The organism is Mycobacterium sp. NGS51, from assembly GCF_059812525.1.
In genome coordinates, this window is record NZ_JCALCV010000010.1 from 44,248 (window position 1) to 64,877 (window position 20,630).

Annotated in this window: 26 protein-coding genes and 1 pseudogene; 14 read left to right on the forward strand and 13 right to left on the reverse strand. The window is 64.0% G+C overall.

Annotated elements, in window-relative coordinates; all coding sequences use genetic code 11:
* Positions 1–16: 16 nt before the first annotated feature.
* Positions 17–2,317, reverse strand: a complete 2,301-nt coding sequence (aceA, locus tag AC5Y5W_RS13980; protein ID WP_500010218.1) for an isocitrate lyase ICL2 — start codon at positions 2,315–2,317, stop codon at positions 17–19.
* Positions 2,318–2,653: 336 nt separating this feature from the next.
* On the opposite strand from aceA, the gene AC5Y5W_RS13985 reads away from it, so the two are divergent.
* Positions 2,654–3,682, forward strand: coding sequence for an NADP-dependent oxidoreductase (locus AC5Y5W_RS13985; RefSeq protein WP_500010219.1), 1,029 nt, complete (start codon positions 2,654–2,656; stop codon positions 3,680–3,682).
* Here the strand turns inward: AC5Y5W_RS13985 and AC5Y5W_RS13990 are convergent.
* Complete coding sequence (locus AC5Y5W_RS13990; protein ID WP_500010220.1) at positions 3,679–4,344, reverse strand: hypothetical protein; 666 nt, start codon at positions 4,342–4,344, stop codon at positions 3,679–3,681. The genes AC5Y5W_RS13985 and AC5Y5W_RS13990 overlap by 4 nt on opposite strands.
* 44 nt (positions 4,345–4,388) lie before the next feature.
* Positions 4,389–4,757, reverse strand: a complete 369-nt coding sequence (locus AC5Y5W_RS13995; RefSeq protein ID WP_500022379.1) for a hypothetical protein — start codon at positions 4,755–4,757, stop codon at positions 4,389–4,391.
* A 246-nt stretch (positions 4,758–5,003) separates the two neighbouring features.
* On the opposite strand from AC5Y5W_RS13995, the gene AC5Y5W_RS14000 reads away from it, so the two are divergent.
* The 6 genes from AC5Y5W_RS14000 (at position 5,004) to AC5Y5W_RS14025 (ending at position 9,728) form a co-directional block, all read left to right on the forward strand.
* A complete protein-coding gene (locus AC5Y5W_RS14000) occupies positions 5,004–5,786 on the forward strand; it encodes a DUF3159 domain-containing protein (protein ID WP_500010222.1) in 783 nt (260 codons plus the stop codon).
* A gap of 107 nt (positions 5,787–5,893) precedes the next feature.
* Positions 5,894–6,274, forward strand: coding sequence for a hypothetical protein (locus AC5Y5W_RS14005; protein WP_500010223.1), 381 nt, complete (start codon positions 5,894–5,896; stop codon positions 6,272–6,274).
* A 61-nt stretch (positions 6,275–6,335) separates the two neighbouring features.
* Positions 6,336–8,165: a fatty acyl-AMP ligase gene (locus AC5Y5W_RS14010; RefSeq protein ID WP_500010224.1), complete on the forward strand. Its 1,830-nt coding sequence runs from the start codon at positions 6,336–6,338 to the stop codon at positions 8,163–8,165.
* A gap of 25 nt (positions 8,166–8,190) precedes the next feature.
* Positions 8,191–8,577, forward strand: coding sequence for an NYN domain-containing protein (locus tag AC5Y5W_RS14015; RefSeq protein WP_500010225.1), 387 nt, complete (start codon positions 8,191–8,193; stop codon positions 8,575–8,577).
* Entirely contained in the window at positions 8,577–9,239 is a 663-nt protein-coding gene (gene tenA, locus AC5Y5W_RS14020; RefSeq protein WP_500010226.1) for a thiaminase II, read from the forward strand. Before AC5Y5W_RS14015 ends, tenA begins: the two co-directional genes overlap by 1 nt.
* Positions 9,240–9,434: 195 nt before the next feature.
* A complete protein-coding gene (locus AC5Y5W_RS14025; RefSeq protein ID WP_500010227.1) occupies positions 9,435–9,728 on the forward strand; it encodes an ANTAR domain-containing protein in 294 nt (97 codons plus the stop codon).
* 12 nt (positions 9,729–9,740) lie between these two features.
* On the opposite strand, the gene AC5Y5W_RS14030 is transcribed toward AC5Y5W_RS14025, so the two are convergent.
* Positions 9,741–10,574 carry an alpha/beta fold hydrolase gene (locus tag AC5Y5W_RS14030; RefSeq protein WP_500010228.1) on the reverse strand — a complete coding sequence of 278 codons (834 nt, stop codon included), beginning with the start codon at positions 10,572–10,574 and terminating at the stop codon, positions 9,741–9,743.
* 154 nt (positions 10,575–10,728) lie between these two features.
* Here AC5Y5W_RS14030 and AC5Y5W_RS14035 point away from each other — a divergent pair, with 154 nt between their 5' ends.
* Positions 10,729–11,157 carry a pyridoxamine 5'-phosphate oxidase family protein gene (locus tag AC5Y5W_RS14035; protein WP_500010229.1) on the forward strand — a complete coding sequence of 143 codons (429 nt, stop codon included), beginning with the start codon at positions 10,729–10,731 and terminating at the stop codon, positions 11,155–11,157.
* A gap of 12 nt (positions 11,158–11,169) precedes the next feature.
* Here the strand turns inward: AC5Y5W_RS14035 and AC5Y5W_RS14040 are convergent, their stop codons facing one another.
* Positions 11,170–11,790 carry a MerR family transcriptional regulator gene (locus tag AC5Y5W_RS14040; RefSeq protein ID WP_500010230.1) on the reverse strand — a complete coding sequence of 207 codons (621 nt, stop codon included), beginning with the start codon at positions 11,788–11,790 and terminating at the stop codon, positions 11,170–11,172.
* 77 nt (positions 11,791–11,867) lie between these two features.
* On the opposite strand from AC5Y5W_RS14040, the gene AC5Y5W_RS14045 reads away from it, so the two are divergent.
* The 3 genes from AC5Y5W_RS14045 (at position 11,868) to AC5Y5W_RS14055 (ending at position 14,200) form a co-directional block, all read left to right on the forward strand.
* The gene (locus AC5Y5W_RS14045; protein WP_500010231.1) at positions 11,868–12,269 is read left to right on the forward strand and encodes a hypothetical protein; all 402 of its coding nucleotides are present in this window, start codon (positions 11,868–11,870) and stop codon (positions 12,267–12,269) included.
* A gap of 72 nt (positions 12,270–12,341) precedes the next feature.
* The gene (gene ppk2 / locus AC5Y5W_RS14050) at positions 12,342–13,220 is read left to right on the forward strand and encodes a polyphosphate kinase 2 (protein WP_500010232.1); all 879 of its coding nucleotides are present in this window, start codon (positions 12,342–12,344) and stop codon (positions 13,218–13,220) included.
* A gap of 47 nt (positions 13,221–13,267) precedes the next feature.
* Positions 13,268–14,200: a lytic transglycosylase domain-containing protein gene (locus tag AC5Y5W_RS14055; protein WP_500010337.1), complete on the forward strand. Its 933-nt coding sequence runs from the start codon at positions 13,268–13,270 to the stop codon at positions 14,198–14,200.
* On the opposite strand, the gene AC5Y5W_RS14060 is transcribed toward AC5Y5W_RS14055, so the two are convergent.
* The gene (locus AC5Y5W_RS14060; protein WP_500010233.1) at positions 14,201–15,214 is read right to left on the reverse strand and encodes an NADP-dependent oxidoreductase; all 1,014 of its coding nucleotides are present in this window, start codon (positions 15,212–15,214) and stop codon (positions 14,201–14,203) included. It abuts the gene before it with no gap.
* 89 nt (positions 15,215–15,303) lie between these two features.
* Positions 15,304–15,924 (reverse strand): Crp/Fnr family transcriptional regulator, encoded by a 621-nt coding sequence (locus AC5Y5W_RS14065; protein WP_500022380.1) that lies wholly within the window; start codon positions 15,922–15,924, stop codon positions 15,304–15,306.
* 85 nt (positions 15,925–16,009) lie between these two features.
* On the opposite strand from AC5Y5W_RS14065, the gene AC5Y5W_RS14070 reads away from it, so the two are divergent.
* Positions 16,010–16,378, forward strand: coding sequence for a VOC family protein (locus AC5Y5W_RS14070; RefSeq protein ID WP_500010235.1), 369 nt, complete (start codon positions 16,010–16,012; stop codon positions 16,376–16,378).
* Positions 16,379–16,435: 57 nt separating this feature from the next.
* Here the strand turns inward: AC5Y5W_RS14070 and AC5Y5W_RS14075 are convergent, their stop codons facing one another.
* From AC5Y5W_RS14075 to AC5Y5W_RS14090, 4 genes and pseudogenes are all read right to left on the reverse strand, one after another.
* Positions 16,436–16,765 (reverse strand): type II toxin-antitoxin system PemK/MazF family toxin, encoded by a 330-nt coding sequence (locus AC5Y5W_RS14075; RefSeq protein WP_500010236.1) that lies wholly within the window; start codon positions 16,763–16,765, stop codon positions 16,436–16,438.
* Positions 16,762–17,019 (reverse strand): annotated as a pseudogene (locus AC5Y5W_RS14080) (type II toxin-antitoxin system antitoxin MazE5); the annotation flags it as partial. The pseudogene AC5Y5W_RS14080 and the gene AC5Y5W_RS14075, both read right to left, overlap by 4 nt.
* 42 nt (positions 17,020–17,061) lie before the next feature.
* A complete protein-coding gene (locus AC5Y5W_RS14085) occupies positions 17,062–17,670 on the reverse strand; it encodes a DUF7711 family protein (RefSeq protein WP_500010237.1) in 609 nt (202 codons plus the stop codon).
* 136 nt (positions 17,671–17,806) lie between these two features.
* A complete protein-coding gene (locus tag AC5Y5W_RS14090) occupies positions 17,807–18,457 on the reverse strand; it encodes a maleylpyruvate isomerase family mycothiol-dependent enzyme (protein ID WP_500010238.1) in 651 nt (216 codons plus the stop codon).
* A gap of 115 nt (positions 18,458–18,572) precedes the next feature.
* Between AC5Y5W_RS14090 and AC5Y5W_RS14095 the strand changes: the two genes are divergently transcribed.
* Positions 18,573–18,905: an antitoxin Xre/MbcA/ParS toxin-binding domain-containing protein gene (locus tag AC5Y5W_RS14095; protein WP_500010239.1), complete on the forward strand. Its 333-nt coding sequence runs from the start codon at positions 18,573–18,575 to the stop codon at positions 18,903–18,905.
* Positions 18,902–19,453 (forward strand): RES domain-containing protein, encoded by a 552-nt coding sequence (locus AC5Y5W_RS14100; RefSeq protein ID WP_500010240.1) that lies wholly within the window; start codon positions 18,902–18,904, stop codon positions 19,451–19,453. The genes AC5Y5W_RS14095 and AC5Y5W_RS14100 overlap by 4 nt, the downstream gene beginning before the upstream one ends.
* A gap of 105 nt (positions 19,454–19,558) precedes the next feature.
* Here the strand turns inward: AC5Y5W_RS14100 and AC5Y5W_RS14105 are convergent, their stop codons facing one another.
* Both AC5Y5W_RS14105 and AC5Y5W_RS14110 read right to left on the reverse strand, forming a co-directional pair.
* Complete coding sequence (locus tag AC5Y5W_RS14105) at positions 19,559–20,002, reverse strand: nitroreductase/quinone reductase family protein (RefSeq protein ID WP_500010241.1); 444 nt, start codon at positions 20,000–20,002, stop codon at positions 19,559–19,561.
* 130 nt (positions 20,003–20,132) lie between these two features.
* A complete protein-coding gene (locus AC5Y5W_RS14110) occupies positions 20,133–20,540 on the reverse strand; it encodes a tautomerase family protein (protein ID WP_500010242.1) in 408 nt (135 codons plus the stop codon).
* Positions 20,541–20,630 lie beyond the last annotated feature (90 nt).

Here is a 20,630-nt window from a genome sequence, read left to right on the forward strand (position 1 = left end):
CGCTTGCGATCGCCGCTTAGTCTTCTTTGGCGATCAGCCGCCGCAGCGCCTCGTGATCGGGAGCAAGGAGCTCCTCGATGCGCGGACGGTTCACTTCGGCAACGATGATCTCACCGACTTCTTGATGAACGTCGCTGAAGATGCCGTGCGACTTCATCTTCTCGGTCTGATACAGGTTGTCCTCAGTGGGGCTGACGTAGTGCACCCAGTCGGCTTTGAAGCGGTGCACCAGCCAGAGGTGAATCAGGGTCATCAGGCGCTTCTGACGCAACTTCTCTTCGAAGGTGTTCTGGTCGCGGACCGTAAGGATGGTGGTTTCGTGACGGTCTTGGAACTGGCCGAAGATCACGTTGGCGAGCTTGTCCTCGGCGTCGCCGCCATCGCGATAGATGATGAGCTCGAGCAATTCCGAGCCGGCGCGTTGCGGCCGTAGCTGCACGCGCAGCTTCTCGCCGAGCTGGTAATGCTCGCTCCACATCGTCAGCCACTCCTCGAGCAGCTTGCGCGGCACCTCGGTCTGCACGAGGTGCTGGTGCTGGGTGGAGCCCTTGCCCATCGCCTTGGTGGTGGCGGTGCGTCCGGAGGAGGCAAGCAGCGCGGCATCGCTGCGCGGCCCGCCGACCAGGGTCTGCGGCGTGCGGTAGGGCGACTCGACCAGGCGCAGCTGACGCTGCAGACGAGCCAGCGCCAACATGCCGTCCTGTTGCAACGCGGTGGCGAACTCTTCGGCGGCCAGGCCGTCGATCTGGTGGCCGCCGTAGGTGATGAAGTTGAAGACGAAGCCCATTTTGCCGAGTTCCGCGGGGAAGGCCTGCATCTCCTCGTCGGTCATGCCGGTGGTGTCCCAGTTGAACGAGGGGGAGAGGTTGTAGGCCAGCATCTGGTCGGGGAATTCGGCGTGAATGGCCTCGGCGAACTGGCGGGCGTCGGCGAGATCGGCGGTCTTGGTCTCCATCCAGAGCAGATCGGCGAACGGTGCCGCCGCGAGCGACTTGGCGATCGCGTAGGGGATGCCGCCGCGAACCTGGTAATACCCTTCGGGCGTCTTGGCCAGCTCGCAATCCCATTTGGCATCAGCGCCCAGCTCTTTGGCCTTGGCCCGGGCGGTGTACAGCGACGCCCGCTCGGCGAACTGGCGCCACTCCGTGGCGCTCATGTCGCGCGGTTCGTCCTCGCTCTCGCCGAATTCGAGCACCTCCGCGACGGCTTCGCCGTAGGTCATCAGTCCGGCGGCGTCTTCCCAGGCGTCGACGAACCGGGCCTCGACTTTGTCGTAGAGGGCGTCGATCGATTGGTCCCCGTCGTCCCGCCAGGACGCGGCTGCCTCGCCGATCAAATCGAAGATGCCATAGCGCTCCAACCAGGCGTCCGCGACGGCGTACTCGCCGTCGGGAAGCGAGTAGAGCAGGTGACCGTTGATCGCCGTGACGCCCAACTCGTAGAAGCGCCGCATCATCGCCAGGAAGCAGGACTTATACGACGGAATCTTCAAGTTGGTGGCGCCGAGCAAAAACGGCTGGTCGCGCTCGTCGGCGCGGCTGTCGATGAGGTTGCCGGCTTCGGCATCCGTGCGAGCGACGATGATCCCGGGCACACCCATCACGTCAAGCTGGAACCGGGCACTGTTGAGCCGCTTGATCTGTTCATCCGACGGAACCAAAACTTTACCGCCCTGATGGCCGCATTTCTTAGTGCCGGGACGCTGGTCTTCAATGTGGTATCCGGGCACTCCGGCCTCCACGAAGCGGCGAATCAGGTTGCGCACGTGCGGATCCCCGCCATGGCCGGTATCGGCGTCGGCAATGATGAACGGCCGGAAGTCGACAGCCCGAGAGGCCGCACGCTCCGCCTCGGTCATGCGTTGACGCAGGTACTCCTGATTGCGGTCGGCAGTGAGCAGAGCGCGCACCAAGCCGGCAGCCTCCTCCGGCACCTGGCTCAGTGGGTAGCTGGCCAGGTCAGGCCCCGGATCCTCAGTCGTGGAGCCCTTCGCCGAGGTCGCCCACCCACCGAGGTAGACCCCTTCGATGCCCATCCGTTTCATCGTCACCGCTTGCCCCGGGGAGTAGGGACCGAAGGTGGTGATGCTCTTGTGTTCGGCGAACAGCTCGCGCAGGCGCTGGTAAAACGCCGTCGCGGCCTCTCGTGCCACGATGTAGTCGGCGGGGATCGTGCCGCGCTGCTCTACGATCTGGCGGGCCGTGTAGAGCCGAATGATCCCCTCGAAGCGCGGACTGTCGAAGTATCGCTGCGTAGCGGCAATATCCTGCTCGAACGGTGAGCGGGTCTCTGCGTCCGTCTCGACTGTGGTGGCCATGGTTTTACGCTCCTGTCCAGCGCGATTCCCCCCGACGATTGAAGTCTAGCCCGGGTGGATTGCGGTGCGATTGTTTCGGTGATAGACGCCTGTGCGCCTAGGTCACGGCGGTAGCGACGGGATCGACCACGTTCGGCCTTGGTGCGCAAAACCCTTGGTAGACAAGGGATACACCCCGTAAGGCCACGCTGAGGCGCGCCGGTTCGCGTGAGTCGGTCCATATCGTTCATTCCTGCTCGCAGTACCCGGCTGTCACTGCAGCAAAACGACGAAATTCTGGCTTGCTGATCGCGGTTCGGGTGCCGATGCGACCGCCGCCTTCGGTAGGTTCACATCGTGCCCGACCTCACCAACCGCCAGATCCTGCTGCGTCGTCGCCCGAACGGGCTGGTGCAGCCCGGTGACACCGAATTGGTCACCACGCCGGCGCCCGAGCCCGCCGAGGGTGAAGCGCTGGTCCGCAATACCTACGTTGGAATCGACGCGGCCGTACGGACCTGGCTGAACGACCAGCCGGGCTACCTGCCGCCGGTGCAGGTGGGTGAGGTCATCCGGGCAGCCGGGATCGGCGAGGTGGTGGCAACACGCTGCGACGCGTACGCGGTCGGCGATGTGGTCACTACGCTGTCGGGCTTCCAGGAATATGTCATCGTCCGAGACGATGTGTTCACCACACCGGTTCCCGGGCCGGCGGTCGACCAGTTGGCGGTGATGTCGGTCTATGGCCCGACAGGCGCCACCGCTTACTTCGGGATGACCGACATCGGCCAGCCCCAGCCGGGTGAGACGGTGGTGGTCTCGGCGGCGGCAGGTGCCACCGGCTCGGTGGCCGGCCAGATCGCCAAAATCGCCGGTGCCCGCGTGGTGGGTATCGCGGGCGGTCCGGTGAAGTGCCGTGCGGTGGTCGAGGATTTCGGGTTCGACGCGTGCATCGACTACAAGGACGGCGAGTTACCGGCCGCCCTCAAACAGCACTGTCCGCAAGGGGTGAACGTCTATTTCGACAACGTGGGTGGTTGGATCCTCGACGCAGTGCTGGGCCGGCTGGCACCCAAGGCGCGGGTCGTGCTGTGCGGCGTCATCTCCAGCTACCTGACGGGCGAGCATCCCGGGCCGGCCAACTACGTGAACCTGCTCGCCAAAACCGCCCGCATGCAAGGGTTCAACGCCCTCGACATGTGGGGGCGCTTCGACGACGCCTTCGCTGACCTTCGCCGCTGGGAGCAGGAGGGCCGCCTCGCGCACCGCGAGACGGTGTGCCAAGGCGTCGAGTCGTGCGTCGACGCGCTCAACGGGCTGTTCACCGGCGCCAACATCGGCAAGATGCTGGTCAAGATCAGCGAACCCGAGCGGGTTGAAACCTAGCCGTCGATCTCGCCGGAGATTCTGCGCTCGATCGTTTTCTGCGCCGCGGCCGGTAACACGATCAGGCCGTCGAGCTCTTTGCGGGCAACGTCATAGGCCTGTTGCCGCTCCTGCGCAGTGGCGGCCGAGTCCGACGCCACCCGAAACAGGCTCTGCGCGCGGGCGATCCGCTGCTGTGCAGCTTGGGAGAAGTCGTTGCGTCGCCGGCGGACGGCCTCGGACTCGGCAACGTCGAACGCGGTTACGTACTCTTGGACGGCGGCGAGGTACTGCGTTGCAGCTTCTCGATCTTCGAGGAGATCCTCGGCCTTTGCCGGCCGCAGGAAGTCCGCTTTCAATTTGGCCTTGTGGAAGCCCGCGGTAAGCGGATTGCGCATGTCGGTCATGAGCGGGAAGTCCAGCAGCTTGCTCAAGTCGAGTTCGTAGTCCAGCCAGCGCTCGTCGGTTCGGCTGTGCTCTTCGATGACGCGTTTGATCGACGCCCACTGGGCGGCTTGGCTGCCGGCCTTGTTACCTGCAGGCTCGACGGCGGCGCCGGTCTCAGGCGATCTGGTTCGGGCGCGCCGCTGGTTGGCTGAGAACGCTTTGACTGCAGCGATGACCACGCCGGCCAGCGGCAATATCACGATGAGAAGCTCCGCCAGCCGGAACAGCAAGCCCATATGGCGATGATGCCATCACGGCCCGTGCTAATCCCGGGTCAAATTCAAAGCCATACGTACAGGCGGGGATTGGCGGAGTCACGGCGCTGCGCGTCTCGTACGAACGACACCGGCGAGTCGAGTCCGGCCAGTTTGACGCTGATCGCGTCTGAATTTGCCGATATGGCCATGATCGTCCCGATGTCGTAACGGTGTTCATCGTCCCACCTGATCGCGGTGTGGCAGCCCAGGTGATGCGCGGATAAGTCCTCTGGCGCGACCTCGACAGGACGCGACGACGCCGATGGCTGCTCCGCGTTCAGTTGCTCGGCAGACAGTGACTGCTCCGAAGCCTCGGACTCAGCAGCCTCCGACCAGGCGCGGTCATCGCCGAAATACTCCACATCGTCGCCGCTCCGCTCAATCCGATTCAACGCGGACTTCGTTCGCTGGGGGCTGCCGGCATCGTCGATCCAGAGTTTCCAACCGGGCGGGGGAGACGGCCAGGATGGGTCCGGCGACCAGTCAGGTGCCGGTACCCAACCCTCAGGCGGCTTGGGCCAGTTCGGCGGAGGGTTGTAGCGCATGGACAGTCACCGCCCCACAGTTGATTCGTCTCCGACCAACCATATCCGGCGCACCCGATGGGGCGCTCACGCCTGGCCATACACTGACCCCTCGTGGGCATTCTGTATGGCTTTGCGCCGTGGATCGTCTATTGGGTGCTTGTCGGCAACGTCCCTTTCGGTACGTCTGTACTGGTTGCGTTGGCCATCGCGCTTGTCGCTGTCTTGGCCGGATGGGGACGACGCATGCCGGTGCGCACGTTCGAAATCGGCACTGTCGCCATATTTCTGGTGTTAGCGGTTGTGACGTTTACGTCCAGTCAGCCGTTCCTGGAGCGATGGATTCAGCCGCTGAGCAGCGCCGGGATCTTCCTGGTGGCCATTGCCGGGGCGCTGGTCGGCAAGCCCTTCGCGCGCGAGTTGGCCGAGATTGACCAGCCCGCCGACGCGGTCAAAAGCGAACCCTTCGTTCGGGTAACGACGCTGCTGACGTGGATTTGGATCGCGATTTTCGGCGCCATGACGGTGTCGTCATTGATCCCGCCGATCGTGCACGGCGGCGCCACGATTCTCGACGCGACGACGACTGGAGCGTTCACCTGCTACTGGGTGGTCCCGTTCTCGCTGTTGGCGCTGGGAGCGCTGACGTCGAGAATCTTGACCGACCGACTCGGCGCCGAGGTCGACAACGCGCCCCGTAAGACGACCTTCGTCGCCTACGACGAAGCCACCATTGATGAGCTGTACTACCTGGCTCAGCAGCACGCCAACCGCGAAGTCGGTTCCGGTAAGGAGGCCTACGACGTCAAGGTCGGCGGGTTGGGAACCCCGCTGGTGGGAGACGAGTCTCGAAAGTCGTGGCCTGCCACATACAAGGTTCGCGAGGGGCGGCATTAGACAGAAGGACGCCAAAGTGGCGGATGTGTCGACCGATCCGACAGTTTTCCCGACTTGTCCTCCGTGAACGAGCCCGTTGCGGACCAACCCGGTTAAAGTCATCCCTCATGACGGTCTCGTCGAACCTCTGGGGTGACGAATGGGATAGTCCGCCGCAACGCCACGTCGCACGACACCGAATGCTCAGCCGCAGACAAGCGCGGCGAATGAGCCGGAGCTTCGCCGGTGTGGGAGTTGGAATCCCAGCGACGCGCCTGCTGGAAATCGCGGCCGGTGCGCCATTGGTTTCTGATGAGTACGTCGATGTGAACTTCGCGCTGGCCGCAACAGAGATAGAGCGCCAGCAGCGCCACGCAAAGGTCACGCGCGGCCGGCGCAGCGCTATTCAGTGGCTCATCGTCGCCGGCTTGGTGCTCGCCTCGATGAACCTGCTCATGTGCATGGCTTATGTCTTCATCAGTCTGGTCCTCCACGAGTCGGCGCTGTGAAGCGCCACATGGTCCTCGCAGCTAGCAGGGGCTGACGGCTCGGGCTCCTAGACTGCGGGTCATGGGGCTGCTACAGATCGAGGACTGCCTGGATGCCCAAGGCGGCATTGTGTTGCCGCCAGGCGTCACGTTGATCTCTCTGATCGACCGCAACATCGCCCACGTCGGCGATTCGGTGGCATATCGCTACTTGGACTACACCGGCGCCGTCGACGGGCATGCCGTCGAAGTGACCTGGTCCCAATTCGGCGTCCGACTGCAAGCCATCAGTGCACGCCTGCAACACGTGGCAGCGTGCGGTGATCGGGTAGCGGTCCTGGCACCGCAGGGCATCGATTATGTCGCCGGCTTCTTCGCAGCGGTCAAGGCGGGCGCCATTGCGGTGCCGTTGTTCGCGCCGGAATTACCCGGCCACGCCGAACGGCTCGAGACAGCGCTGCGTGATTCAGAACCCGCGGTGGTCCTCACGACAACGGCGGCGATCGAAGCCGTCCAGACGTTTCTGCAGAAGCTCTCGCATCTTCGAAGGCCCGAAGTCATCGTCATCGACGAGATTCCCGACTCCGCGGGGCATGCGTTCGTGGATGTCGAGTTGGGCCTCGACGATATCTCCCACTTGCAATACACGTCGGGCTCGACCCGGCCCCCGGTGGGCGTGGAAATCACCCACCGCGCGGTTGGCACCAACCTGCTGCAGATGATCCTGTCGATCGACCTGCTTGACCGAAACACCCATGGCGTCAGTTGGTTACCGCTCTACCACGACATGGGTCTGTCGATGATCGGCTTCCCGGCGGTATATGGCGGACATTCCACCCTAATGTCACCCGCTGCCTTTGTCCGACGGCCGCAGCGGTGGATTCACGCGTTGGCCGCTGAATCGCGACATGGGCGTGTGGTCACCGCCGCACCGAACTTCGCCTACGAGTGGACGGCGCAGCGCGGTCTGCCCGCACCCGGGGAGAATGTCGACCTGAGCAATGTCGTGATGATCATCGGATCCGAGCCGGTCAGCATCGATGCGATAACCACATTCCGCGATGCGTTCGCCCCCTATGGGCTGCCACCCACGGCGATCAAACCCTCCTACGGCATGGCAGAGGCGACCTTGTTCGTCTCGACTATCGACCCCACTGCCGAGGCGACCGTTGCCTACTTCGACCGCGAGCAACTGACCGCCGGGCACGCCACGCGTGTGCCGGCGGACGCCCAGAACGCCGTGGCACACGTGTCGTGCGGTCGGGTCGCTCGCAGCCAGTGGGCTGTGATCGTCGACCACGACACCGACGAGGAACTGCCTGACGGTCGGGTCGGCGAAATTTGGCTGCAAGGCAACAACATTGGTCGCGGTTACTGGGAGCGTCCAAACGATACCCGGCAGGCGTTCGGCGCCAAGCTGCAGTTGCGGCTCAGGGAAGGCAGCCACGCCGATGGCTCACCGATCGAAGGCACCTGGCTGCGGACCGGGGACCTGGGGATGTATCTCGACGGGCAGCTCTACGTCACCGGCCGAATTGTGGACCTGGTGACCGTTGACGGCCGCAACCATTACCCGCAGGACATCGAGGCCACTACCGCGGAGGCTTCGCCGATGGTGCGACGTGGCTATGTCGCGGCGTTTTCCGCACCGGCCATTGAATTGCCGGGAGCCGATACCGGCGACACCGGCCCGCGCCTGGTCATCATCGCCGAACGCGCGGTGGGAACCAGCCGCGCTGATCCGCAGCCGGCGATCGACGCGATCAGGGCGGCGGTATCGGACCGCCATGGGCTAGCCGCCGCCGATGTGCGCTTACGTCCGGCAGGTGCCATCCCACGCACGACCAGCGGCAAACTGGCTCGACGAGCGTGCCGCGCTGAATACCTCAGCGGCGCATTGGGTGTGCGTTAAAGCCTTTGCCCGTACCGTCGCACAGATGCGGTGGATCGTCGACGCCATGAACGTGATCGGGAGTCGCCCGGACGGTTGGTGGAAGGACCGCCCCCGGGCGATGGCCCGGCTCGTCGAGCAGCTCGAGCGATGGGCCTCGGCGGAAGACCACCAGGTGACGGTGGTCTTCGAGCGCCCGACCACACCGCCGATTCGCTCATCGGTGATCGAGGTAGCCCACGCACCCAAAGCGGCCGCGAACTCCGGTGACGACGAGATCGTCCGGCTGGTCCGCGGCGACGGTCAACCCCAGGAAATCACCGTCGTGACATCGGACATCGCGTTGGCCGATCGAGTCCGAAACTCAGGCGCATCCGTCTATCCGGCGGCGAGCTTTCGGACATTGATTGACCCACCCGAAGCGGGGCTGTGATGCGGAATGGTTGGACGGAAAGGCTGTGGGCCGAGGCAGCCGGTACCTATGCGGCGATCCTGGAGCACCCGTTCCTAACGGGGCTTACCGACGGCCGCCTGGACCCGGCCATCTTCGCCCACTACGTCGCCCAGGATGCGCACTACCTGCACGACTTTGCCCGCGCGCTGACCATCGTGGGCAGCAAGGCGCCGACCCACGATCGTGTCGGCATGTTTGCGCGGCACGCCGCCAGCATCGTCGACGTCGAGCTCGCTCTGCACGAATCGCTGTTGCCCGAGCTGGGCCTCCAAAGCCTCGACGCCATGCCGGTCGCACCGACGACCCGCGCCTACACCAGCTATTTACTCGCCACCGCGTACGGCGGCACCTTCGCCGAGGGGTTCGCCGCAGTCCTGCCGTGCTACTGGATCTATGCGGAGGTGGGGTCCGAGTTGGTCAAGCGCGGCTCGCCCGATCCGCGCTACCAGCGCTGGATCGACACCTACGCCGACGACGAGTATCGGACCACCGTCGCCGAGGTGCTGGCGCTGGCCGACGACGTCGGTCAGACCCTATGCACTACCGAAGAAGCCCGCGCCCGGGCACATTTCGCCACCACCGTCCGCTATGAGTGGATGTTCTGGGACGCCGCCTGGCGGCGCGAGGTGTGGCCTATCTGATGCTGCCGGTACGTCTCAAGGCGATCACAGGTACATACCGATGCGTACGGTGATCTGGCGCAACGGCATCGATACCCAAATCATGGCACAGGGTGCAATAGCGGCATGCGCGCGAGGGACAGGCGTGCACGGGGATTCTTCGTCCGCAATGCGGGTAGCAGACATCAGAACGGATCAACAGGAGGTAAGCACGGCATGATGACGAACTGGGCTCACCCCCAAATGACTTCTGATCTGCAGAGCGGTCGTATCCTGGACACGGCGCAAGGGATCCTGATCGGCCTTCGCCGGTGCACTTCGGAGACGGCATTGCACGAACTGCTCGGTGCGGCACAACGTCATCAGATGCCGGTGTTCGCGATGGCTTGGGCGCTGGTCCATCTCGCGGGTGGCGGCGGAAAATCGTCTCACAGCTTCATCGATGCCCAGTCAGCGGCTCGTCATGAATGGGGCCGACTCTTTGCCGGGTCTGCTGTAGCGCTTTGTTGAGGAGTCGGATTTCTAGGCAGCGCTCGCGGCAATCGCCTCGATGACTGCGGAGGGATCATCGAGGGCAACAAAGGTTTTCGCGTCGGGAACCTCGATCAGCTTGCCATTGCTGAATAGCCCGGCCAGGCGTCGACCCAGGTCCGGGGTGAAGCAGCGGTCCCGCTGGCCCCACACCAGCGTCACCGGCCCGGTAAACCGGGGGAGGCGCGTCGCCACGTCGGTGAGATCGGCGGTGGCCACCTGACGCAGCAGCGCCGCAAGGTCGCGGCAGATGCGTGAGTCCCGCAGGCAGGGTTGCAGCCATGCGGAGGTGAGGTGTGGATCGGGCTGGCTGGACAGCAGGCCGAAGCCGAGTGGCGAATGGCGCAGCGTCTGCAACCGCATTAGTCCGAACAGCGACTTGATCGACATCGGTCCGCGAAGCAGGCCGAACGCGATGTCGAACGGGTAGGGCGGGCACTGGTCGAAGGCGTCGCAGTTGGTGAGCACTAGGCGGCCGATTCGGTCCGGATAGTCGTCGACCACCAGCTGACACAACCCTCCTCCGGTATCGCTGCCGACCAGTGTCACATCGGACAAGTCAAGAGCGACAATCGCGTCGTTGATCATCTCCGCGACGCCGGATAGCGAGAGTGCGGCGGCATCGTTAACCGGGATGGTGTGTGAGCCCAGCGGCCACGTGGGAACAATGCAGCGAAAACCGCGAAGCGTCAATCCCTCGACGACGTCGCGCCATAGTCGCCCGTCGACCAGGATGCCGTGAACGAACAGCACGGTGTGCGCCGAATCCTGCGGCCCGAATTCCTGATATTCGATCGTGGCCTGCTTGAGTGCGAGCTCTGCCATGTCGGTCGCTCCTCCTCGAATAGTCGGTATTCAGGATCTAGCCAAAATCGAAGTTCAATGGTGCTGCCAGATCCATGTGGCGAGCTGCCAGATACTGCCAACTCCAGGTCAACGGCCGGGGAATAGAACGTCGGGCTGTGCGTTCTCAGTCGGCGTGAAACGCTTCAGCGAAACCGAATGCCAGGAGTTCCTCGCAGCCAAGCACGTCGCCGTGCTGTCGGTTGCAGCCACCGACGGCCGGCCGCCGGCCAGTGTCCCGATCTGGTATGACTACACGCCCGGAAGAAACATCCGGATAAGCACCTCGCCAGCTACTCGCAAGGCTCGGCTCATCGAGCGCGCGGGCACGGTAACTCTGGTCGTCCAACGCGAAGAACTGCCCTATCAGTACGTGGTCGTCGAGGGCACCGTCGTCGACAGCACCGCGCCTAGCCCAATCGAGGCGCGCGAAGCCATCGCCATCCGTTACCTCGGCGAGGAGGGTGGGCGCGCATTCGTTCGCGACATCGAGTCTGGGGACAACGTGTTATTCACCATCCGGCCGGACCGGTGGCTCAGCGCTGATTTCACCGGCGATCTCTAGCCAGGGATCACGTCACGGGCGGCCGGCGCGGCGGGCCGACTCGGCCTCCTGCGCCATCCGGCGCATCGTGGCCAATAGCGGCTCGTAGAGCAAGGTTCCGATCACCAGGTGCTCGATCGCGGTTGCGCGCTCGGCCTCGGCGGTGACCGCTTCCACCTCGCTCGGCGCGAGTTCGCCGAGTGCCTCTGCGTACAGGTCGAGCCGCGTATCGCTGGCTGGGAATGCAAGGTTGTCGAGCCGGTCGAGCGCGCCGGCGAGCACGGCGCGGTGCGGGCTGTCGACCGCCAACTCCCAGCCGTGCCGGGCAAGCAGGGCATCAACACGCTCCGTCGACCCGGCGCTTGGCGCCTCGGCGGGACTGGGAGACAGCAGCCACTGCGCGGTTCCGAGCGCGCGGTGCAACGGCACCGACTCGTCGTCGACCACCTCGACGACCCGCTGCACCGCCTCGAGCGGCAGCCCGGCCACCTCAACCAAAGCGCGGATGAGAGCGAGCCGACGCAGGTGCGAATCGTTGTACATCGCCCAGGTGCTGCTCTGATACTCACCGCGTTGAAGCAGCCCGAGCCGCAGGTAGTACTTGATGGTCGAAGCGGCGACCCCGCTCCGTGAGGACAGCTCAGCCAGTCGCATGAGTCCATCTTGACATATCAGGTAGCGAAGGTATCCAATAATTGGATACCAAAAGTATCCGATTGAGAGGCGACTCGATGTCTGATGTCACCCGGATCCTTGCCGGGATCTTGCTACTGTCCCTGGTCACCGTGGAGACTGGCGGTCTCTACCTGGTGAAGCTGGTGCGTGGATCTGCCCCGGCCACACCGTTTCAGATGTCGTTCGCGCGTGCCGGGCATGCCCACGCGGGAGTGTTGCTGATTCTGTCGTTAACGGCGTTGCTTTACGCCGAGGTCGTGGACATGGCCGGCTTCTGGGGTTGGGTATCACGCATCGGGGTGCCGATCGCGGCGTTGTTGATGCCCGGCGGCTTCTTCTTCTCATCGATGGGCGCAGGTCGCGAGCGCCCCAACGCGCTGATCGCTCTTGTGTACGCCGGCGGGTTGATGCTCGCGGTGGGCCTGGCCTCACTCGGCATAGGACTGCTCACCGTCTGAGCGCTCCAACCAATTACCCGGGCGTTTCAGCGTCGGGAGTGACACCATAATTTTTGTGGATAGCGTCTGCCGATGACTGACATTGACCTGGATGACCTTTCGACCAGCGAACACGGGTACACCGTGGACGACGAGGACGACGACGCTCCCGTCCTGCTCGACCGCGACGGCAACCCGGTCGACACGTGGCGCGAGAACTATCCCTACGACGAGCGGATGCCGCGCGACGAGTATGAGCCGCTGAAGCGACGGCTGCAGATCGAGCTGCTGAAGTTGCAGAAATGGACCAAACGCACTGGCGCTCGCCATGCGATCTTGTTCGAGGGCCGCGATGCCGCTGGTAAGGGCGGAACGATTCAGCGATTCATGGAGCATCTGAACCCACGCGGCGCGAAGGTAGTGGCGCTGGATAAGCCCAGCGAACGCGAAAACACCCAGTGGTACTTTCAGCGCTACATTGCCCACCTGCCTGCAGGCGGTGAGATAGTGCTGTTCGACCGGTCGTGGTACAACCGCGCAGGTGTGGAGAAGGTGATGGGGTTCTGCACTCCCGAGCAATATGCCGAATTCATCCGGCAGGCGCCCCTTTTCGAGCAGTTGCTCATCGACGACGGGATCAGCCTGACCAAGTTCTGGTGCTCGGTATCACGGGCAGAGCAGCGCACGCGGTTCGCCATCCGAATGGTTGACCCGGTCCGGCAGTGGAAGTTTTCGCCAATGGACATCGAGTCAATCAACAGATGGGACACGTACACCGCGGCTAAGGAGGAGATGTTCGACGCGACCGACACCGATTTCGCGCCGTGGATTGTGGTCAAAAGCAACGATAAGAAGCGTGCGCGGATCAACGCCATGAGGCACTTCCTAGACAAGTTTGACTACGATGACAAAGATCGCGACGCAGTGGGTCAGGCTGATCCGCTGATGATAGGACGCGCCTTGGCCGACTGACTCACGAAACCTATTGTCGCAGCGTGGATTCGACGGAAGTGATCACAGTGAGCCGCAACCGCGTAGTCGTTGTTCCGCTTGTGCTCGGCACGATCATGTTCGCACTCGTCGGGTGTACAAAGCCAACTGCGCCGCCAACAGAGCAAGTAGCCGCTGCAACGCTCGTGTCAACCACAACGGTGGCGGCGGCGCCGAGCAGGCCCGAGCGAGCGCAGCCACAGCTGGCATCAGACCCCGCGCAACTGGCGGACGACCTTGTCGCCGACGAGCTCGCGCTGCGTGATGCATCGACGGCGGAGGGAACGCTGGTGACGGCGGCGCGCCGCCAGCAGGCGGCCTATCGGGCCATCGGGCGACACCCCGAATGGGATGCAATCACGCGACCGCGCATCCCGCCGTCGCTACTCGAGGTCTACGACCGCAACATCGACGCCCGCCGCCAGCTCCGGGCGATGGCAGAGGTGAAAGACACGCTGCCCGCGTGGCGCATCGAGCCGCCCGCCCCAGCCGACGAGCTGCTGAGCTACTACCACCAGTCGGAGTCGGAGTCCGGCGTCGACTGGACCTACCTGGCCGCGATCAACCTCATCGAAACCGGCTTTGGGCGCATCGTCGGGCCGAGCACCGCCGGCGCGCAGGGCCCAATGCAGTTCTTGCCCTCGACGTTCGGCGCCTACGGCGAGGGCGGCGATATCCAGTCACCGCGCGACAGCATCTTGGCAGCGGGCCGCTACCTGGCGGCCAATGGCTTTGCCACCAACCGTGATCACGCCCTGTACCGGTACAACCACGCGAACGAATACGTGCGGGCGGTCAACCAATACGCAGCGGTGCTCGCAGCCGATCCCATCGCGTTTAACGGCTATTACCGTTGGGACGTCTATTACTACACGACCGCGGGAGATGTGTTGCTACCCGTCGGTTACGCTGCGCCGTCACGGATTCCGGTCGACGACTATCTGGCCACCCACCCGCAGTAACTAGCCGGTTGTTTTGACGACGAGCTTGCCGACATTCTTGCCGTCGAACAGCATATTGATGGCCGTCGGCAGCTGCTCAAAGCCCTCGACGACCGTCTCGAGCGGCGTGAGCCTGCCCTCGCCGATCAGGCCGGCGATCTCGGCGGTTGCTTCTGACGCCTGACCGAAGTGGTCGAGAACAATGAACCCCTGCAACGTGGCACGCTGGACGAGCAGGTTGCCGAACGCGCGGGGTCCAGGCGGCGGGTCAGCCGAGTTGTAGCCGGAGATCAGCCCGCATAGCGCAACGCGTGCGCGAATGTTGAGACGCGCGAAGACCGCATCCATGATTTCACCGCCGACGTTCTCGAAGTCGACGTCGATGCCGTTAGGTGTCGCTGCGGCAAGCTGGGCGGCCCAGTCGTTTGCGCGGTGGTCGACGGCCGCATCAAACCCCAGTTGTTCGGTCAGCAGCGCACACTTCTCGGGGCCGCCGACGATTCCGACAACACGCGCGCCATCGGCCTTGGCGAGTTGGCCGGCAACCGAGCCGACCGCGCCGGCCGCGGCCGAGATGACGACCGTCTCACCCGGCTGAGGCTTGCCGATGTCGCGGATCCCGATCCACGCCGTAAGGCCCGTCATCCCGAGCGCGCCGAGATATGCGCTGGGGGAAACGCCCTTGGCGACCTCAACCGGCAGCAACGGCATCGCGTCCGAGACGACCGCATACTCCTGCCACCCGACAAGGCCCTGCACGATCTGGCCGACCGCATAGTTCGGATTCTTCGACGCGATCACTTCACCCAGCCCGCCTGCGCGCATAACCTCGCCGATGCCGACCGGCGGCAAGTACGACGGCATGTCGTTGATCCACGCGCGGTTCGTCGGATCGAGTGAGATCCAGTCGACGCGTACCAGCGCCTCACCGTCGGCGATCTCGGGGACCGCCTCCTCGGTGAGTTCGAACGTGTCAGGGCCAATGCGTCCGGTGGGACGTTCGCGGAGGAGGAAGCGGCGGTTTCGATCGCACATGAGCGCACCGTACCGGACGCGGCCTGCCGGAGCAACGGTCATGGAAGGTGCTGGGGGACAGCATATTTAGCTCAAGCTACTACCGGAGGCTACGGGGAAGCGGCTGTGCTGCTCCGTTCGATCCACTGGGTGAGCGCATCCCCGAGCGCGGTCGCGAGACTCACACCGGCGGTGTTGGCCGCCTGCTCGAACCGCTCGACCAAATCCGTCGACACCGAGGCGTTTACCTTGGAGCGTTGCGGTTTTGGCTTCAGTGGCGGAGCTACGGGCACGTGGCGCGCGACAGTTGCGTCCATGGTTTCACGCAGCGCGGGAATGTCGTCGAGCAATCCGACGAGATCATCGCGCCCGATGCGCAGAACATCGGCCGGGCCGGTCGTCGTTACGGTCGCAGAACGCAGCGTCCCCCGGCGCAGCACAGATTCCCCGATCATCTCGCCTGGCCCCACTACCGCAATGCGATCCTGGCCGACGTACACCCCGGCCTCCCCGCTGAGCAGGATGTAGCAGGCATCCGACGGAGTCTGCTCATGAATCAGCGGCGATGGCACCCTCGTCGATGTGCGATTTGCTGCTCGGACGAGACGCTCCAGCTCATCATCCGAGAACTTGTCGAATGCTGCGAACTCGCGGAGCCGACGGGCGTCTTCGCTAAGCCCCTTTGCATCGGACTTCATGGCGGACTCCTGATGCACGATGTGGCCGGACATCGAAGAGCCTAACGCGGTTGTAGCGCGGGCAGCAGGTATTTGCGGGAGACGATCGAGGCGCCTGGAAGTCGATACGGTGTATTTCATGCCTCGCGTGGACTACGTCATCCAATATGTCGAGTCGCTCAAACGGTCGGTGACGTTCTACCGGAAAGTGCTCGGGCTCAAGGTACGGACCGAGGGCGACGGCTACATCGAGTTCGACATGGATAACACTAAGTTCTCGCTTTTCGAACGGTCGAAGCTACCCGAGCTCATCTGTCGCGAAGGCGGCAACCCGCCCTGCGGCGAGATCGGCTTCCGGATCGAAGACGTGGATGCCGAAGCGGAGCGGTTGAGAGGGCTCGGCGTTGAGATCCTCAGCGGACCGGTGGATCGACCGTGGCATGAACGGACGCTTCACATCGCCGACCCGGACGGCAACATCATCGAATTCGCGCAGAAGCTGCGATGATTCCGGCCTGTCGTTCCGGTCGAAACCGCCTCGCTCGGTTGTTCGCTGTTGACGCGGTCATTCAGAGCAGTCGACCGCGACCTCAAGCGCCACGCAGACCGCGCGCATCCGGGTCTCCGAAAGCCGGCCAATCCGACTGACCAATACCGCGACGGAGACGCTTTCGACCGAGTCCAGGTTCACCGCCGACGGTCGGGGGATTGGGTCGAGATCAGGGTCGAGAGCAACTTCGCTTGCCAGCCCTCGGATGGTCGTGGTGCACGGAGCGACGAGTGCCCGTCGAAGCCGAGGGATCGCCGCATCACGCGAGAGCACCACAACTGGGCGCCGGCCGATTTCGGCCGTCTCACACCACCAGACCTCTCCGCGTGCCGGCAGTGCACTCACGAGGCTCCAGCCGCTCGCCGCCACGAAGCCAAATCACCCCACTCATCAGGCTCATCGGCCGGGTGCTCGTCATAGGCGGCATAGCTCGCATCCACTTCAGCCGATCGATGGCGAGCGAGTAAGGCACCGAGAGCCTCATCAATGAGGGCGGCGTCGGTGATACCCGCCCGCGCGCTGCGCGCGCTGCTCAATAACCCGGCGTCAACCGTGGTGCTCAAGCGTATGCGATTCATGCCACAACTATGCCACACGCCTTTTAGCCGCCCGGCCGGTGCCGCGAGGGTTGTGCGGCTGGATTAGTTCGCCATCCTGCCAACGACGTCCAGCATCTCTGACACAGCGGTCGCTGCGCGCCACAGGTGATCCTCGGGCGATTCGTCATAACTTTTGTGACGCCGACGCCAGTCGCGGTCCCAATAGCCCTCAAGCGCCGATCGAAGGTGCTGCCGCGAGACGATGAGCTCAGCCCGCAGCTGTGTCATCAGCTCGTCGTCGGACGGTTCCACGGCGGTCAGGCCGTCAAGGCGCCGTGACTTAAGGGCCGCAATCGCAGACGAATCGAGGCCGCTGTCACCGGACCAGAACCTCACCAACCGGCGATGCTGATAAGTCCATACCGGCCATGTGCGCGGTCGGTAACACCAGAAAAACGGCCGCTTACCGAGTCCCAGTTGGTGGCCGATCGCTTCCCCGGTGGGGTGCATGGCCAGCCAGGGGAGCTCCTCGGCGGGAAGATCGAGGACAAGCACGACTACCCCTGCCTCCAGGGTCTGCGCGAAGGACAGCAGCTCGCCGGCCACCCACATCTCCTTGAGGGCCCATTGACCTCGGTTACTGAGCTCCCGCCACTCCGACGCGACATTAGCCATCTCGACGAGATGCTCGATGGCCCTCGAACGCTTCATCGCGCTAGCTTAAGAGGTTGGGCGAGCGCCCCAACGTCGGACATCAACGCAATGTCTATTGTGAAGAGCGCCAACTGTATTGAAGCATCACCACGACACCGCGCGGCGTCGGGGCCTGCACTTGGGGCTGCGGGTGTCATACATGACCCTCGAACGCACGTAAGGTCTGCACGTAGGTTTCGGGACCCGTCATGGTGATTTCGGTCAGCGTTCGACGCCCCGCAAGCCATCGCATCAGGTCCGCGGCAGTGCCGTCGAGCGTCACCTCTGCACTCGACGTGGGGCCGACGGACCACTGGTGGATGCCATCGCTGGTGCCGACCGTTAGCCGGATATCGGCGGGCAGCTTCTTGAGCTGATAGCGCAGCAGTAGCGGAATGGCCTCCGCCAGTGTCGCCGGTACCGCATGGGCTAGGTCATTGAGCGCGATGAGATCCTCGTGATGCGTCCAGTATTCGAACAGAGCCAGCGGCGCCACCCGCGGCCGTAACAGCAGCCATGGCATGGGTCGACGCAACCGGTCGATCAGTGCGGCGAAGCCGTGGCGTCGCTCAAGGCGAATGGCGGTGTCGACGAGTTTCGGCGTGCCCGACACGGAAACGCCACGCACCGCGAGCGATCGAGCGACGAAGGTCGTCACACCACCGATGCGTTCTTCCGCTGCGAGGTGGGCCGCGAGATCCAGCGCAGTCCACTCACCACATGCGGTACGAGCCGACGCGCCGGCTTCGATCAACGACTCCGTTAATGCCGCCCGTTCGGCTTCGACGTCTTCCGCAATCGTCATGAGCAACAAGTTTGAACTGCGTGGTCGAGGGCGGTTGCCAGGGGGGGCGCGATGCCGGCGGCCCCCGTCGCTGCACGGATCTGCGCAACATAATATGTTGCGCTAAATTGGACTTGTGCCTGTGTCAACCGAAGAGAAGGTAACCGCCCTGAGCCGTGACTTCGGCTCGCAGCGGCGTCTGGCTGAGCTGCTCGGTGTCAACGCCGCGCAGATCACGCGGTGGCGCCGAGGCCAGGGGATCGACGACGTCAACGCGGCGCGGGTGGACCTGCTGGAGCTCGTGATGGCGCACTTGTTGCGCCTTTATTCGACTGAGGCCGCTGAGCGCTGGCTGGTCGGATTGAACCCGAGCTTGGGAGATCGCCGGCCGTTGGATCTCATTCGTCGCGGCCAGGCGCGAGAGGTATTGGACGCGATCGCAAACGAGCGAGCCGGTAGTTTCGCATGAAACTGTGGCGGGTCCTGCCATGGGATCCGTCGGCCCCGGCCGGGAACCCCGGCCATGCTCTCTGGATTCCCAGGGCATATCAGGGCAGCGGACGTCACGACGCTCCCGATCGGTACGGCTGTCTCTACGTGGCCGAGGCGGCCGTCTCGGCGGTCGCCGAGATGCTCGCACCATTCCGTGGCACGGGGGACCTGCAGTCCGAGTTACTCATTCGCTCGGGTCGACAGCTCGCGCTGGCTGAGTTGGAGCTCGCAGAGGCGGCGAGGCTTATCGACCTCGACGACCCTGGCGTGCTGATGGCCGAATCACTGCGCCCGTCGGTTGTAGCGACCGGTCAGCGCTCAGCCACCCAGGCCTACGCTGTCGGTCAGTTCGAACTTCATTCCAATGCGGCCGGGCTCCGGTGGTGGTCGACTCTGGAGGCGAGCTGGATTCAGGTGACATTGTTCGACCGTGCCCTCGGTGCGCTAAGCGTGCGCAGCGTCCGGGCCCTCGCTATCGACGACGATGCAGTCACGGCCGCCGCGTCGCACCTTGGCCTCGCCTGAGAACAGTCAAACTCGCGTCGCCTCAGCCGTTCTCGTTAAGTTTGCTCGCTGCCGCGCAACCCGATGACGGCCTAGGCGCCCACCCTCAACAACAGTGGCAGCGGATCAGGTGGGGGCCGGCTCCAAGATGATGAGCGGGAACGTGCGGTCGGTCCGGGTCTGGTATTCGCGGATGTCGGGGGAGTAGGCCACCATTACGGCGTGGAGGCGGTCGCGTTCCGGGCCGTCCCGCAAGACCGTCGGCTTCGCGGTCAGTGTCCGCTCACCCACCTCGACGACCACCTCCGGCATGGCAACAACGTTGGCCACCCAGGCCGGCTCCCGGTCCGCACCGGCGTTGGAGCCCGCGACGACGAATCTTTCACCGTCTTCGATGTACACCAGGGGAATCACGTGGTGTCGGCCGCTGCGCCTGCCTGTGGTGTGCAGCAGGAGCAACTGCACCCCATCGAAGTGCCCACCCATGGCCTCAAGCACTAACCCGGCGCTGGCGCGGAATTCTGCGATAACTTCGTCGTTGGCATCGGTCATGACGCATGTGCCCTTCATGGTTGAATTCCGCCGGCTTTGTCCTTGACCTTGCAAGCGGTACAAGATTGCTTACTACCGACTCGGACCAAGATGCCGTGTCAGCACCGTGGTCCGAGTCGGACAGCGAGCGTGCTTCCGGGCGGGAATCTCAGCGATTCAGCGCGGTAACGGCGGCAACAATTTCTGGCTTATCGGATTGAAGGCTCCCTCTCCAGCCGACGTCCCGTAATGGGTAGTGGTTGATCAGCACGAGGACTTCCTCGATATTGGCGATCCCGTCATAGGCCGCGCCGACGGCCGACTCGATCTTTTGGACCAGCTTGCGTTTGGCGTCCAGACTGGCCAGTTCCGGCGCCTCCAAGGACACCACCGGCCGCACTGGCTCGGCTTGCACGCGGCCGTCTTGGGATACGTTTTCACCCGAGTACTCGCGCAGCCAGCCACGCGTGTCGGGAAAGTGGTAGGCCTCATCGAGCGCGTCGGTGATCTCCTTCAACATCGTCTGCTTGGCGTTCTGCGTCGCCCCGTTGGGCGCGTCGACGGTGAACACAGGCATGGTTTTCATCTCCTTCGTGGTCCGTCCCGGGTGGGACCATTCCGACGCTAACAGCGTTACTTGGAAAACCCAAGTAAATAGTTGGATTGT

What these genes read in the sequence shown, in the direction of transcription:
- AC5Y5W_RS14005 (WP_500010223.1), top strand. Translation starts at nt 5,894, where the DNA reads ATGACGGTCTCGTCGAACCTCTGGGGTGACGAATGGGATAGTCCGCCG.
- AC5Y5W_RS14065 (WP_500022380.1), bottom strand. Translation starts at nt 15,924, where the DNA reads ATGTCCGGCCACATCGTGCATCAGGAGTCCGCCATGAAGTCCGATGCA.
- AC5Y5W_RS14025 (WP_500010227.1), top strand. Translation starts at nt 9,435, where the DNA reads ATGATGACGAACTGGGCTCACCCCCAAATGACTTCTGATCTGCAGAGC.
- AC5Y5W_RS13990 (WP_500010220.1), bottom strand. Translation starts at nt 4,344, where the DNA reads ATGGGCTTGCTGTTCCGGCTGGCGGAGCTTCTCATCGTGATATTGCCG.
- ppk2 (WP_500010232.1), top strand. Translation starts at nt 12,342, where the DNA reads ATGACTGACATTGACCTGGATGACCTTTCGACCAGCGAACACGGGTAC.
- AC5Y5W_RS14040 (WP_500010230.1), bottom strand. Translation starts at nt 11,790, where the DNA reads ATGCGACTGGCTGAGCTGTCCTCACGGAGCGGGGTCGCCGCTTCGACC.
- AC5Y5W_RS14100 (WP_500010240.1), top strand. Translation starts at nt 18,902, where the DNA reads ATGAAACTGTGGCGGGTCCTGCCATGGGATCCGTCGGCCCCGGCCGGG.
- AC5Y5W_RS14045 (WP_500010231.1), top strand. Translation starts at nt 11,868, where the DNA reads ATGTCTGATGTCACCCGGATCCTTGCCGGGATCTTGCTACTGTCCCTG.
- AC5Y5W_RS14090 (WP_500010238.1), bottom strand. Translation starts at nt 18,457, where the DNA reads ATGACGATTGCGGAAGACGTCGAAGCCGAACGGGCGGCATTAACGGAG.
- AC5Y5W_RS14110 (WP_500010242.1), bottom strand. Translation starts at nt 20,540, where the DNA reads ATGCCTGTGTTCACCGTCGACGCGCCCAACGGGGCGACGCAGAACGCC.
- AC5Y5W_RS14010 (WP_500010224.1), top strand. Translation starts at nt 6,336, where the DNA reads ATGGGGCTGCTACAGATCGAGGACTGCCTGGATGCCCAAGGCGGCATT.
- AC5Y5W_RS14070 (WP_500010235.1), top strand. Translation starts at nt 16,010, where the DNA reads ATGCCTCGCGTGGACTACGTCATCCAATATGTCGAGTCGCTCAAACGG.
- AC5Y5W_RS14085 (WP_500010237.1), bottom strand. Translation starts at nt 17,670, where the DNA reads ATGAAGCGTTCGAGGGCCATCGAGCATCTCGTCGAGATGGCTAATGTC.
- AC5Y5W_RS14015 (WP_500010225.1), top strand. Translation starts at nt 8,191, where the DNA reads ATGCGGTGGATCGTCGACGCCATGAACGTGATCGGGAGTCGCCCGGAC.
- aceA (WP_500010218.1), bottom strand. Translation starts at nt 2,317, where the DNA reads ATGGCCACCACAGTCGAGACGGACGCAGAGACCCGCTCACCGTTCGAG.
- AC5Y5W_RS14060 (WP_500010233.1), bottom strand. Translation starts at nt 15,214, where the DNA reads ATGTGCGATCGAAACCGCCGCTTCCTCCTCCGCGAACGTCCCACCGGA.
- AC5Y5W_RS14030 (WP_500010228.1), bottom strand. Translation starts at nt 10,574, where the DNA reads ATGGCAGAGCTCGCACTCAAGCAGGCCACGATCGAATATCAGGAATTC.
- tenA (WP_500010226.1), top strand. Translation starts at nt 8,577, where the DNA reads ATGCGGAATGGTTGGACGGAAAGGCTGTGGGCCGAGGCAGCCGGTACC.
- AC5Y5W_RS14105 (WP_500010241.1), bottom strand. Translation starts at nt 20,002, where the DNA reads ATGAAGGGCACATGCGTCATGACCGATGCCAACGACGAAGTTATCGCA.